At 61.5% G+C, this 11,543-nt stretch carries 12 protein-coding genes; 9 read left to right on the top strand and 3 right to left on the bottom strand.

All coding sequences use genetic code 11. From position 1 onward, the window contains the following. Nucleotides 1–100 precede the first annotated feature (100 nt). Together BVK86_RS16270 and BVK86_RS16265 are read left to right on the top strand one after the other, a co-directional pair. Nucleotides 101–1,567 (top strand): purine-cytosine permease family protein, encoded by a 1,467-nt coding sequence (locus BVK86_RS16270; RefSeq protein ID WP_075947395.1) that lies wholly within the window; start codon nt 101–103, stop codon nt 1,565–1,567. Further along, a complete protein-coding gene (locus BVK86_RS16265) occupies nt 1,560–2,489 on the top strand; it encodes a PfkB family carbohydrate kinase (protein ID WP_075947555.1) in 930 nt (309 codons plus the stop codon). Before BVK86_RS16270 ends, BVK86_RS16265 begins: the two co-directional genes overlap by 8 nt. A gap of 140 nt (nt 2,490–2,629) precedes the next feature. Here BVK86_RS16265 and BVK86_RS16260 read toward each other — a convergent pair whose 3' ends face one another. Both BVK86_RS16260 and BVK86_RS16255 read right to left on the bottom strand, forming a co-directional pair. Next, complete coding sequence (locus BVK86_RS16260) at nt 2,630–2,884, bottom strand: hypothetical protein (RefSeq protein ID WP_075947394.1); 255 nt, start codon at nt 2,882–2,884, stop codon at nt 2,630–2,632. A 54-nt stretch (nt 2,885–2,938) separates the two neighbouring features. After that, entirely contained in the window at nt 2,939–3,277 is a 339-nt protein-coding gene (locus BVK86_RS16255; protein ID WP_075947393.1) for a hypothetical protein, read from the bottom strand. 209 nt (nt 3,278–3,486) lie between these two features. Here BVK86_RS16255 and BVK86_RS16250 point away from each other — a divergent pair, with 209 nt between their 5' ends. The 6 genes from BVK86_RS16250 to BVK86_RS16225 all read left to right on the top strand — a co-directional run bounded on the left by BVK86_RS16250 (nt 3,487) and on the right by BVK86_RS16225 (nt 9,349). After that, complete coding sequence (locus tag BVK86_RS16250) at nt 3,487–3,969, top strand: GNAT family N-acetyltransferase (protein WP_075947392.1); 483 nt, start codon at nt 3,487–3,489, stop codon at nt 3,967–3,969. A 188-nt stretch (nt 3,970–4,157) separates the two neighbouring features. Then, nucleotides 4,158–5,150 carry a 2-dehydro-3-deoxygalactonokinase gene (locus tag BVK86_RS16245; RefSeq protein WP_075947391.1) on the top strand — a complete coding sequence of 331 codons (993 nt, stop codon included), beginning with the start codon at nt 4,158–4,160 and terminating at the stop codon, nt 5,148–5,150. A gap of 19 nt (nt 5,151–5,169) precedes the next feature. Then, entirely contained in the window at nt 5,170–5,790 is a 621-nt protein-coding gene (locus BVK86_RS16240; protein ID WP_075947390.1) for a 2-dehydro-3-deoxy-6-phosphogalactonate aldolase, read from the top strand. A gap of 48 nt (nt 5,791–5,838) precedes the next feature. Continuing rightward, entirely contained in the window at nt 5,839–6,987 is a 1,149-nt protein-coding gene (gene dgoD / locus BVK86_RS16235) for a galactonate dehydratase (protein WP_008085519.1), read from the top strand. A 187-nt stretch (nt 6,988–7,174) separates the two neighbouring features. Further along, a complete protein-coding gene (locus BVK86_RS16230) occupies nt 7,175–8,485 on the top strand; it encodes an MFS transporter (RefSeq protein ID WP_075947389.1) in 1,311 nt (436 codons plus the stop codon). Nucleotides 8,486–8,545: 60 nt separating this feature from the next. Further along, nucleotides 8,546–9,349 carry an IclR family transcriptional regulator gene (locus BVK86_RS16225; RefSeq protein ID WP_075947388.1) on the top strand — a complete coding sequence of 268 codons (804 nt, stop codon included), beginning with the start codon at nt 8,546–8,548 and terminating at the stop codon, nt 9,347–9,349. Here the strand turns inward: BVK86_RS16225 and BVK86_RS16220 are convergent. Then, nucleotides 9,346–10,398: an NAD(P)-dependent alcohol dehydrogenase gene (locus tag BVK86_RS16220; RefSeq protein WP_075947387.1), complete on the bottom strand. Its 1,053-nt coding sequence runs from the start codon at nt 10,396–10,398 to the stop codon at nt 9,346–9,348. The two genes, BVK86_RS16225 and BVK86_RS16220, sit on opposite strands and share 4 nt — an antisense overlap. 191 nt (nt 10,399–10,589) lie before the next feature. On the opposite strand from BVK86_RS16220, the gene BVK86_RS16215 reads away from it, so the two are divergent. Continuing rightward, nucleotides 10,590–11,480 carry an AraC family transcriptional regulator gene (locus BVK86_RS16215; RefSeq protein ID WP_075947386.1) on the top strand — a complete coding sequence of 297 codons (891 nt, stop codon included), beginning with the start codon at nt 10,590–10,592 and terminating at the stop codon, nt 11,478–11,480. The last annotated feature ends 63 nt before the right edge of the window (nt 11,481–11,543 follow it).

Below are 11,543 nucleotides of genomic sequence, written 5' to 3'. Positions count from 1 at the left end.
GCCGCTTCGCCGCCCAGCGGGAGCAAGCTCCCTCGCCACACATGTCTTATCGTTTTGCGTCATTGCCACAACCACAAAAATGGCAACAGGAGCATTGTTCATGAGTTCATCAAACGCCGGGCAAAGTGCCGGGCAACTGGAAACCCGCGGCATCGAACCGGTGCCGGAATCCGAGTGCAACGGCCATCCGCTGCAACTGTTCTGGGTCTGGTTCGCCGCCAACATTTCCATCCTCGGCCTGCCCCTGGGCGCAACCCTCGTGGCCTTTCGCGGGCTCGCAATCTGGCAGGCAGTCATCGTCGCGATCCTCGGTGCCGCCGGCTCTTTCGCGGTGGTCGGGATCATCTCCATTGCCGGCCGTCGAGGCCGGGCACCGAGCCTGACCCTGTCACGGGCGATCTTCGGCGTACGTGGCAATATCGGTCCGACCCTGGTGTCGCTGATGTCGCGCCTGGGCTGGGAAACCGTCAACACCACCACCGCGGCATTCGTGCTGCTGTCGCTGTGCTCGATCCTGTTCGGCTCGCCGGTGGAAGCGAAAAGCGCACCGCTGCTGACCCTGGTGTTCATCGCGATTTTCGTACTGTTGACGTTGTCGGTGTCCGGCCTCGGTCATGCCACATTGCTGGTGATCCAGAAGTGGGCCACGTACGTGTTCGGCGCGCTGAACATTCTGGTCGGCGGGTTCCTCTGCGCGACCATCGACTGGAGCGCGGTGTTCAACGCCACGCCTGCACCGCTGAGCGCGATGATCATCGGTATCGGCACCATGGCGGCCGGCACCGGGATCGGTTGGGCCAACGCCGGCGCGGACATGTCGCGCTATCAGCACCGCAGCGTCAAGGCCGTGCGCCTGGTGGCCTCGGCGGCCTTCGGCGCGGGGATTCCGCTGGTGCTGCTGATCACCCTCGGTGGCCTGCTGTCGGTGGGCAACAACGACCTGGCCCAGGCCACTGACCCGATCATCGCGATCCGCGACATGTTGCCGACCTGGATGGCCGTGCCTTACCTGATCACCGCGTTCGGTGGCCTGCTGCTGTCGAACAACCTGTCGGTGTACTCCGCCGGTTTGACCACGCTGACCCTCGGTCTCAAGGTCAAGCGCGTCTATGCGGTGGTGGTCGACATCGTCGCGATCTTTGCCGGTTCGATCTACTTCATGCTGATCGCCGACAGTTTCTACGGCCCGTTCATCACCTTCATTTCCCTGCTGGCCGTGCCGATCACGGCGTGGGTCGGGATCTTCGTGGTCGACTTGATTCACCGTCACTACTACAGCCCCAAGGATCTGCTGGACGTCAGCCCGAGCAGCGCCTATTGGTATCGCGGCGGCGTGGAGTGGCGTGCATTCGGTGCGTGGGCCATTGCCATCGTGTTGGGCTTCAGCTTCACCACTATCGGCACCACGGCAGAGAACGTCTGGTTCAAGGGCTTCCTCTCCGACTCGTGGCTGGGCCATAACGGCCTCGGCTGGATCGTGACTTTTGTGGTGGCCGGCGGGATTTACTTTTTGCTCGGTGGGGCGAAGGACCGTCGCGCTGCGTTGGCCGAGAATGCTCATGCCTAAGATGTTGCACACCGGTCAGGTCATCATCGATCTGGTCATGGCCGTGGATAAACTGCCGCAAGCCGGGGGCGACGTGCTGGCGCAATCGGCCAGTTTCGAAGCCGGCGGCGGTTTCAATGTGATGGCCGCCGCGCAGCGTAACGGGTTGCCGGTGGTCTATCTCGGCCGCCACGGCAGCGGGCGTTTCGGTGATCTGGCCCGCGACGCGATGAACGCGGAAGGTATTCACATCGGCATCGCCGATCCCGCCGAGCGTGATACCGGTTTGTGCGTTGCAATCACCGATGCCTCTGCTGAGCGTAGCTTCGTCTCCTACATTGGCGCCGAGGGTGAATTAAGTGCAGAGGATCTGGCCAGCGTCCCGGCCGAGACGGGCGACTATGTCTACGTCAGCGGCTACAGCCTGCTGCACGTGGGCAAGGCGCAACCGTTGGTGGACTGGGTACTGATGCTGCCGGCAGGCGTCAACGTGGTGTTCGATCCGGGCCCGCTGGTGGACTCACCGGATGCGCCGTTGATGCAGGCGCTGCTGCCGCGTATCGACGTGTGGACCAGCAACAGCGTCGAGGCGCTGAAGATTACCGGCGCGTCGGACATTGCAGAGGCTCTGGATCGACTGGTCGGGTATCTGCCGCGCGATGTGCTGATGGTGGTGCGTGACGGGCCGCAAGGGTGCTGGATCAGCCAGGGTTCAGAGCGCAGTCATGTGCCGGGATTCACGGTTGAGGCTGTGGACAGTAACGGGGCCGGTGATGCCCATGCGGGCGTGTTCGTCGCGGGGTTGGCGCAGGGCTTGTCCGCGTTTGAAGCGGCGCGTCGGGCTAATGCGGCCGCGGCGTTGGCGGTAACCCGGTGGGGGCCGGCGACTTCGCCGGGGACTGCTGAGGTGGATGCGTTGATGGGTAAGACTTTCGGCGACTGATCCGCCGCTATCGCTAGCAAGCTAGCTCCTACCGAGGTTCTGTGTACCACACAAATTCCTTGTGGGAGCGAGCCTGCTCGCGATAGGTCTATCAGCTTCAACGCAAATCTCGGACTCATGCCCGGGAATGTCTGTCGCCCTCAGGCATCCAGCTTGCGTGCCGCCTCAACCCCGGCGGCGCTGAGCTTGATGGGCAGATTCAACGAATGTTCGCCGGCTTCATTGCACTGCACATTGCCGTGCTGGATCAAACCGCGTTCCTGCAACGTCGCGAGGGTGCTGGCCACGACTTTCTCCCCCCGGTAATTGTCCAGGACCTCCTTGCCCAAGCCACTTGGGTGGGCGTGCAGCAGGCGGGTCAGGACTTCTTTTTCCAGGTTTTTATCGACGTTCATGGTTACCTCTTCATGGTGATGGACTTCATGATGATGGATAGGTACTGCGGCGAATTACTGGCTGGCGCCCCCTTCTGAGCCCGAACCACCGGTCGTGGTTTTCGAGCCCATGCCGGGGCCGGCGTTGTCCGGCGTTTTGCTGTCTGGCACGTTCAGGCCGCCCTGGCGGCCCATGTCGTTCCCTTGAGTTCGCGGGTCGGTGCCGGTGGACGGCGGCAGGCTATTGTCGACGCCCGTGCCGTTGGTGTTCATGCTGGGGGCGCTCTGGATGGCGGGGGACTTGGGCGCTTCGACCGGATTGGTCGGGCCGGTGCCGGACGCGGTGGTCGCAGCGATGGCAAGCGGGGAAAGCAGTGCAGCAAAGGCGAGGGCGGTCAATCGGGTCGAGATCATGGTGGTGTCTCCATTGATTTAAAGTCCTTACCTGATATTGGTCTGCGCCCGTTTTGAATTGGTGCCTGATGAACGACGAACGGTTCAGGCTCGCTGCAGGGCTTTTGTAGCGAGGGAACTAGCTCCCGCTGGACTGCGAAGCAGTCCCAATAGATATCAACCGCGCGCCGACTTAGTATGGTGTTTTCAACCTCTGACAAGGCATGTCCATGACGATCGAAATCCGCCCGGCGACCCCCAGTGATGCCCCGCAAATTCTTGCGTTCATCACCGAACTGGCCGACTACGAACGTGCTCGCCATGAAGTCATCGCCAGCGTCACCGATATCGAGCGCAGCCTGTTCAGCGAAGGCGCCACCGCCCATGGCCTGATCTGCCTGCGCGATGGCTTGCCGATCGGCTTCGCGGTGTTTTTCTTCAGCTATTCGACGTGGCTGGGCAGCAACTGCCTGTACCTCGAAGACCTGTACATCACGCCGGAGCAGCGCGGCGGCGGTGCCGGTAAAACCCTGCTGCGGCATCTGGCGAAAATCGCCTGTGCCAATGATTGCGGGCGGTTTGAGTGGAGCGTGCTGGAGTGGAACACACCCGCCATCGATTTCTACAAATCCCTGGGCGCGCAGCCGCAGGAGGAGTGGGTTCGTTATCGCATGGACGGGAAGGTGTTGAGAGAGTTCGCCGAGGGTAATTGATGCCCCAATAAAAGATCGCAGCCTTCGGCAGCTCCTGCATTGGATGTGGTCCTGCAGGAGCTGTCGAAGGCTGCGATCTTTTTTTGTCTTGTCTCACAATATGGGATTGATATTTATATATTGAGATTTTCCAGCCGAGGGTTTATAGTCCCGCTCACTCACTGCCAATAAACAAAACAGGTGAAGCGATGCTGGCGCAATTGATCGCGCTCGATTGGGGGACAACCTCATTACGTGCTTACAAACTTGCCGAAGGTGGCCAGGTCCTCGAACAGCGCTCGCTGTCGTCGGGGATCATGCAGCTGCCCAAGGCACCGCGAATTATCAACGGTCGTGAATGCACCGACGGTTTTGAGCTGGCTTTCGACGAGGCCTGCGGCGACTGGCTTGACGCTCAGCCCGATTTGCCGGTGATTGCCTGCGGCATGGTCGGCAGCGCACAAGGCTGGCGCGAAGCAGCCTACCGCGATACGCCGGCCAACGTGGCCAATCTCGGAACCTCCCTGCAAACCGTGCGCAGTCTGCGTGGCGTCGATGTGCAGATCGTGCCGGGTGTGATTCAACGTTCGCACCTGCCGAACGTAATGCGCGGCGAAGAAACCCAAGTCCTCGGTGTCCTGCAAACCCTCGCGAGCGAGGCGGGCGCTGACCTGTTGATCGGCCTGCCGGGCAGCCATTCGAAATGGGTGGAAGTCAGCGATGGCTGCATCGTGCATTTCGATACCTTCATGACCGGCGAAGTCTTCGCCGTGCTCAGCGAACACAGCATTCTGGGGCGTACCCAACAGCGCGGCGGTTCGTTCGATGGCGATGCGTTTGATCGCGGTGTCCAGGTCGCGCTGTCGGCGGACGGTGACATCGGCGTGCTGTCGACCCTGTTCAGCGCCCGCAGCCTCGGATTGACCGGCGAACTGAGCGCGGCCGCGCAACCGGATTACCTGTCCGGCCTGCTGATCGGCCATGAGCTGTCGGCCCTGGCCACCGTTCAACGTCGGCGGCGCAACAGCGTTCATCTGCCGGCGATCATCCTCATCGGCAGTTCCCAACTCTGCACCCGTTACAGCCGGGCCCTCGACGCTTGCGGCTTTGCCCGCGTGACCCTGGCCGAGCAAGCCACCGAACGTGGCTTGTGGCAACTGGCGCAAGCCGCCGGCCTGATCCTGCCCAACCCCATCCGTTAAACCTGACTGGAGTCCTGACATGCTCAAACAAGCACTGGCGCAAAACGGTCTGATCGCGATCCTTCGCGGTCTGCATCCGCAAGAAGCGGCCGCCATCGGGAACGTCCTGTACGCCGCCGGGTTCCGTGTTATCGAAGTCCCGCTCAACTCCCCTGTGCCGTACGAAAGCATTCGCATCCTGCGCGATGCCTTGCCCAGCGATTGCCTGATCGGCGCGGGCACGGTGTTGACCCCGGAGCAGGTCGACCAGGTGAAAGCGGCGGGCGGCCAAGTGATCGTCATGCCCCACAGCGACCCCAAAGTCCTGCGCGCAGCGAAAGCGGCCGGGTTGTTCCTGTCACCGGGTGTGGCGACACCGACCGAAGCGTTCGCGGCACTGGCCGAAGGCGCCGATGTGCTGAAGATGTTTCCGGCCGAGCAGATGGGACCGGCGGTCGTCAAAGCCTGGCTCGCGGTACTGCCGGCGGGAACGGTGCTGGTGCCTGTCGGCGGGATCACCCCGGACAACATGCAGGTGTTTATCGACGCCGGCGTCAAAGGTTTCGGCCTCGGTTCGGGCCTGTTCAAACCGGGCATGACGGCGGAGCAAGTGGCGGCCAATGCCAAGGCCTACGTCGCTGCCTGGAAAGCCCTTCGCTAAGACTGTTTTGGCGCTGCGAGCGCTGCATCCAATAAGAGAGACAAACAGATGAAAATCACCAAACTGACCACTTTCATCGTTCCGCCACGCTGGTGCTTCCTCAAGGTTGAAACCGACGAAGGCGTAACCGGTTGGGGCGAGCCCGTCGTCGAGGGCCGCGCCCACACCGTGGCTGCTGCCGTTGAAGAATTGTCGGACTACCTGATCGGCAAGGACCCGCGCAACATCGAAGACATCTGGACTGTGCTCTATCGCGGCGGTTTCTACCGTGGCGGTGCGATCCACATGAGCGCCCTGGCCGGTATCGACCAGGCCTTGTGGGACATCAAGGGCAAGGCGCTGGGTGTGTCGGTCAGCGACTTGCTCGGTGGTCAGGTGCGGGACAAGATTCGCGTCTATTCGTGGATCGGCGGCGACCGTCCGGCGGACACCGCGCGGGCGGCGAAAGAAGCGGTCAGCCGTGGGTTCACTGCAGTGAAAATGAACGGCACCGAAGAGCTGCAATTCCTCGACACTTTCGAAAAAGTCGACCTGGCCCTGGCCAACGTCGCTGCCGTGCGTGATGCGGTCGGCCCGAACGTCGGCATCGGTGTCGACTTCCATGGCCGGGTGCACAAGCCGATGGCCAAGGTGCTGATGAAGGAGCTCGACCCGTACAAGCTGATGTTCATCGAAGAGCCGGTGCTCAGCGAAAACTATGAAGCGCTCAAAGAACTGGCACCGCTGACCAGCACGCCGATTGCCCTCGGTGAGCGCCTGTTCTCGCGTTGGGATTTCAAGCGCGTGCTCAGCGAAGGCTACGTCGACATCATCCAGCCGGATGCGTCCCACGCGGGCGGCATCACCGAAACCCGCAAGATCGCCAACATGGCCGAGGCTTACGACGTGGCGCTGGCGCTGCATTGCCCGCTGGGCCCGATTGCCCTGGCGGCGTGCCTGCAACTGGACGCGGTTTGCTACAACGCGTTCATTCAGGAGCAGAGCCTGGGCATCCATTACAACGAGAGCAACGACCTGCTCGACTACGTCAAAGATCCACGGGTGTTCGACTACGACAAAGGCTTCGTGAAGATCCCGAACGGCCCGGGCCTGGGCATCGAGATCAACGAGGAGTACGTGATCGAACGCGCCGCCGTCGGCCACCGCTGGCGCAACCCGATCTGGCGCCATGCCGATGGCAGCTTTGCCGAGTGGTGAGTTTTATCCGATTCAACACATGACCCCTGTGGGAGCGAGCCTGCTCGCGAAGATGGCGATACATCCGACTCTGATATGACTGGCAGGACGCTTTCGCGAGCAGGCTCGCTCCCACAATTTGATCTCCATGGACAGTGAGATCTGCGTTTCACATTGACCTCAATAAACATAAAAAGAGGCACTCCCCATGCAACCGCAAACCCTCACCGGGCAGGCGTCGTTGGCGGCGCCCAGCCGTAAGCGTTTTTTCATCATGGTGCTGCTGTTCATTACGGTGGTGATCAACTACCTGGACCGCAGCAACCTGTCGATCGCTGCCCCGGCGCTGACCAGCGACCTGGGTATCGACCCGATCCACGTCGGGCTGATTTTCTCCGCATTCGGCTGGACCTATGCCGCCATGCAAATCCCCGGCGGCTGGCTGGTGGACCGTGTTCCGCCGCGCATCCTCTACACCGCTGCATTGCTGCTGTGGTCGATCGCCACGGTGATGCTCGGGTTCGCCGGCAGCTTCATTGCCCTGTTCGTCCTGCGCATGGCTGTCGGTGCCCTCGAAGCCCCGGCCTATCCGATCAACAGCCGTGTGGTCACCACCTGGTTCCCGGAACGTGAACGCGCCACGGCCATCGGTTTCTACACCTCCGGGCAGTTTGTCGGCCTCGCGTTTCTGACGCCGGTACTGGCCTGGCTTCAGCACGAATTCGGCTGGCACATGGTGTTCGTCGCCACGGGCGCGGTGGGCATCATTTGGGCGGCAATCTGGTACGCGGTGTATCGTGAGCCTCGGGATTTCAAAGGCGCCAACGAGGCTGAAATCGAGCTGATCCGCGAAGGCGGCGGGCTGGTGGATATCCAGTCTGAGCAGGCCAAGGTCAAAGCCAAGTTCAGCTGGACCGACTTGGGCATTGTCCTCACCAAGCGCAAACTCTGGGGCATCTACCTCGGCCAGTTCTGCCTCAACTCGACGCTGTGGTTTTTCCTGACGTGGTTCCCGACCTACCTGGTGAAATACCGCGGCATGGACTTTATCAAGTCCGGCCTGTTGGCATCGCTGCCGTTTCTCGCGGCGTTCGTCGGCGTGCTGTGCTCCGGCTTCTTCTCGGACTTCCTGATCCGTCGCGGTTACTCGGTAGGGTTCGCGCGCAAGTTGCCGATCATCAGCGGCTTGCTGATTTCCACCTCGATCATCGGCGCCAACTTCGTCGAGTCGACGCCGCTGGTGATTGCATTCCTGGCGTTGGCCTTTTTCGGCAATGGCCTGGCGTCGATCACCTGGTCGCTGGTGTCGACGCTGGCTCCGGCGCGGTTGCTGGGTTTGACCGGCGGGGTGTTCAACTTCATCGGCAACCTGTCGGCCATCGCCACGCCAATCGTGATCGGTTTTCTCGCCAGCGGTGATTCCTTTGCCCCGGCGATCACCTATATCTCGGTGCTGGCGCTCATCGGTGCGCTGTCCTACATCTTGCTGGTGGGCAAGGTCGAGCGTATCAAGTTGTAGTCGTGGCATCCGGGCGACCATAATGCCGCCCGTTCACTCGCTCAACGGTAAAGGCTGGATATGCAGGAAGACGCCCCAAAAATCGCCAAGGCCCCCGCACCGACCGGCACTCAGACACTGCTTCGCGGTCTGGGAGTGGTCCAGGCCGTGGCCAGTGGTGCCCGCGATCTCAAGGAAATCGCCCGGCTGATCGGCACCACGCGCAGCACCACCCATCGTCTGGCCAGTTGCCTGGTGGATGAGCGTTATCTGCGAGTGGTGCCGCAAGTCGGCTATCTGTTGGGGCCCAAGCTGATCGAGCTGGGATTCCAGGCGCGTGAAGAGTTGCCGCTGGTGACCCTGGCCGGGCCCTATCTGGATGAGTTGTCGGCATTGACCGGCGACACCATTCACCTGGCGATCCGCGAAGGCGACGAGGTGCTGTATCTGCACAAGAATCCGGGGCGCAATGGCCCGGAAATGCGTTCGCGGGTCGGCCATCGCATGCCGTTGGCGCGCACCGGGATCGGCAAGGCGCTGATGCTCGATGACACGCCGCAAGAGTGGCAACGGCTGTACGAAGTCAGCCTGCCCGTGGGTGGGAAAAATCAGTTCTGGCCGCAGCACCCGGAGCAGTCCTGGGAGCAGTTTCAGCAGCGCATGATCGAGTATGTGGCCGGCGGTTATGCCTTCGACCTGGAAGACAACGAACCGTCGATCCGCTGTGTGGCGGCGCCGATCCGTGATGCCAGCAAACGCATCGTCGCCGCAATCAGCATCGCCAGCACCGTGCCTTATATGTCGCTGGAAAAAATGGCCGAGCTGATTCCCCTGATCAAAGGGGTCACAGCCCGGTTGTCGGCGGAGCTTGGCCTCAAGGTTTAAACCTTGAGGGTCGCCATGTCGATGACGAAACGGTACTTCACGTCACCGGCGATCATGCGCGTGTAAGCCTCGTTGATCTGGCGGATGTCGAGCATCTCGATGTCGCAGGTGATGTGGTGCTCGGCGCAGAAATCCAGCACTTCCTGGGTTTCGGCGATGCCGCCAATCAACGAGCCGGCCAGCACGCGGCGGCTCATCACCAGTTTGCCAGCGTGTACCGGTGGCGCTACCGGCTCGATCAACCCCACCAGAATGTGCACGCCGTCGAAGCGCAGGGTATCGAGGTAGGGATTGAGGTCGTGCTGCACCGGAATGGTGTCGAGCAGGAAGTCGAAGTGGCCCGCGGCGGCCTTCATCTGTTCGGCATCGGTGGACACAATGACGTGGTCCGCACCCTGCCGTCGAGCTTCTTCAGCCTTGCTTGCCGAGCGGGTGAACAGCGTCACTTCAGCGCCCATCGCCTTGGCGAACTTGATGCCCATATGGCCCAGGCCACCCATGCCGAGAATCCCGACCTTGTCACCGGCCTTCACGCCGTAGTGCTTGAGCGGCGAGTAGGTGGTGATGCCAGCGCACAGGATCGGCGCGGCACTGGCCGGATCGAGTTTCTCGGGGATGCGCACCACGAAGTGCTCGCTGACCACGATGCTGTCGGAGTAACCGCCCATGGTATTGCTGCCATCCACGCGGTCCGGGGTGGCGTAAGTCATGGTCGGGCCTTCGAGGCAGTATTGCTCGAGGTTGGCCTGGCACGCTTCGCAGCTGCGGCACGAGTCGACCATGCAGCCGACACCGACCAGATCGCCGACCTTATGCCGGGTGACATTTGCACCCACGGCAGTCACTTTGCCGATGATCTCGTGGCCAGGCATCAGTGGATAAACGGCAATGCCCCATTCGTTGCGGGCCTGATGGATGTCGGAGTGGCAGACGCCGCAGTAGAGAATCTCGATGGCCACGTCGTCGGCCCGTGGGCTGCGGCGTTCGAATTTCACTGGGGCGAGGGGGGTGGTGGCCGATTGGGCGGCATATCCGATGGCGGTGTACATGGTGAACCTCGCAAAAGCTTTGACAGGTGAGGTGGCGCATTCTGGGCGCCGAAACCCGTGTCGCAAATGACGATTCCTCCGGGTGTCATGCCTAATCCTCCGGCATGCGAGGGGCAGCCATCGAATTGGCCAGCGGATCTGCGATGATGCTTTCATCCCTTTTTCCGTGACTTTTTTTGTGAAGAACGCTGATGTTGTTGACCCGTCATCTTGATGCCAATGCCACGCTGGTTTCGCTGATCGAACCGTTGTCGGCCCGCGACGGCTTCGCCCCTACCGCGTTGCCAGGCGTGCAGGTTTTACGTGCCGCGCGTGATGTGGCCCGTGGACCGCAGATTTACGAACCGAGCCTGGTGATCATCGCCCAAGGCAGCAAACTGGCGTATCTCGGGCCTCGTATCCTGGAGTATGGCGCCGGGCACTATCTGATTCAGGCACTGCCAGTGCCATTCGAGTGTGAAACCTTTGCCGCACCGAACGGGCCGATGTTGGGCGTCTCCATGGCCATCGACCGGGTGATGCTGGGCGAGTTGGTGATGGCGATGGGGTTAGTGCCAGGGCGGCATATTCCGGCACAAACGTCTGAGTCCATGACCTCGGCGGTGCTCGACGATGCCATGCGAGGATGTGTTGAGCGGCTGCTGCGTTGCCTGCACGATCCGCTGGAATGCCAGATCATGGGACAGGCGCGGTTGCGCGAATTATTGTTTGTCGCCTTGCGCGGTCCGCAAGCTGACGTACTGCGGGCACTGGTTGAGCAGCAGGGGCAGTTCGCCCGGATCGCGGCATCCCTCAGCCATCTGCATGCGCATTACACCGAACCCTTGAATGTCGAGACCCTGGCCAGTTGCGCGAATATGAGTGCGTCGACGTTTCATGAGCATTTCAAGCGCAGTACGTTGCTGTCACCGGTGCAGTATTTGAAACGTTTGCGGTTGCTTCGGGCACAGCAGTTGCTGGTGAGCGAGGGGTTGGGTGTGGCGCAAGTGGCGCACAGGGTGGGGTATCAGAGCACTTCGCAGTTCAGTCGCGAGTACAAACGCTACTTCGAGCGCAGCCCCGGAGAAGAACGCGCAGCCTGATCCCGAAACGAAGCCCTGTGGCAGGGGTTTAAATGCAGGCAACAAAAAGGCCCCCATTCGGGA

This window comes from Pseudomonas reinekei (genome assembly GCF_001945365.1).
In the GTDB taxonomy this organism is placed as follows: domain Bacteria; phylum Pseudomonadota; class Gammaproteobacteria; order Pseudomonadales; family Pseudomonadaceae; genus Aquipseudomonas; species Aquipseudomonas reinekei.
This window is presented reverse-complemented; position numbering and strand designations above follow the sequence as displayed.

Excerpts from the sequence above, each read along its gene's own strand:
- BVK86_RS16215 (WP_075947386.1), top strand. The coding sequence starts at position 10,590 with ATGTTGTTGACCCGTCATCTTGATGCCAATGCCACGCTGGTTTCGCTG.
- BVK86_RS16245 (WP_075947391.1), top strand. The coding sequence starts at position 4,158 with ATGCTGGCGCAATTGATCGCGCTCGATTGGGGGACAACCTCATTACGT.
- BVK86_RS16240 (WP_075947390.1), top strand. The coding sequence starts at position 5,170 with ATGCTCAAACAAGCACTGGCGCAAAACGGTCTGATCGCGATCCTTCGC.
- BVK86_RS16255 (WP_075947393.1), bottom strand. The coding sequence starts at position 3,277 with ATGATCTCGACCCGATTGACCGCCCTCGCCTTTGCTGCACTGCTTTCC.
- BVK86_RS16265 (WP_075947555.1), top strand. The coding sequence starts at position 1,560 with ATGCCTAAGATGTTGCACACCGGTCAGGTCATCATCGATCTGGTCATG.
- BVK86_RS16225 (WP_075947388.1), top strand. The coding sequence starts at position 8,546 with ATGCAGGAAGACGCCCCAAAAATCGCCAAGGCCCCCGCACCGACCGGC.
- BVK86_RS16230 (WP_075947389.1), top strand. The coding sequence starts at position 7,175 with ATGCAACCGCAAACCCTCACCGGGCAGGCGTCGTTGGCGGCGCCCAGC.
- BVK86_RS16220 (WP_075947387.1), bottom strand. The coding sequence starts at position 10,398 with ATGTACACCGCCATCGGATATGCCGCCCAATCGGCCACCACCCCCCTC.
- dgoD (WP_008085519.1), top strand. The coding sequence starts at position 5,839 with ATGAAAATCACCAAACTGACCACTTTCATCGTTCCGCCACGCTGGTGC.
- BVK86_RS16270 (WP_075947395.1), top strand. The coding sequence starts at position 101 with ATGAGTTCATCAAACGCCGGGCAAAGTGCCGGGCAACTGGAAACCCGC.
- BVK86_RS16250 (WP_075947392.1), top strand. The coding sequence starts at position 3,487 with ATGACGATCGAAATCCGCCCGGCGACCCCCAGTGATGCCCCGCAAATT.
- BVK86_RS16260 (WP_075947394.1), bottom strand. The coding sequence starts at position 2,884 with ATGAACGTCGATAAAAACCTGGAAAAAGAAGTCCTGACCCGCCTGCTG.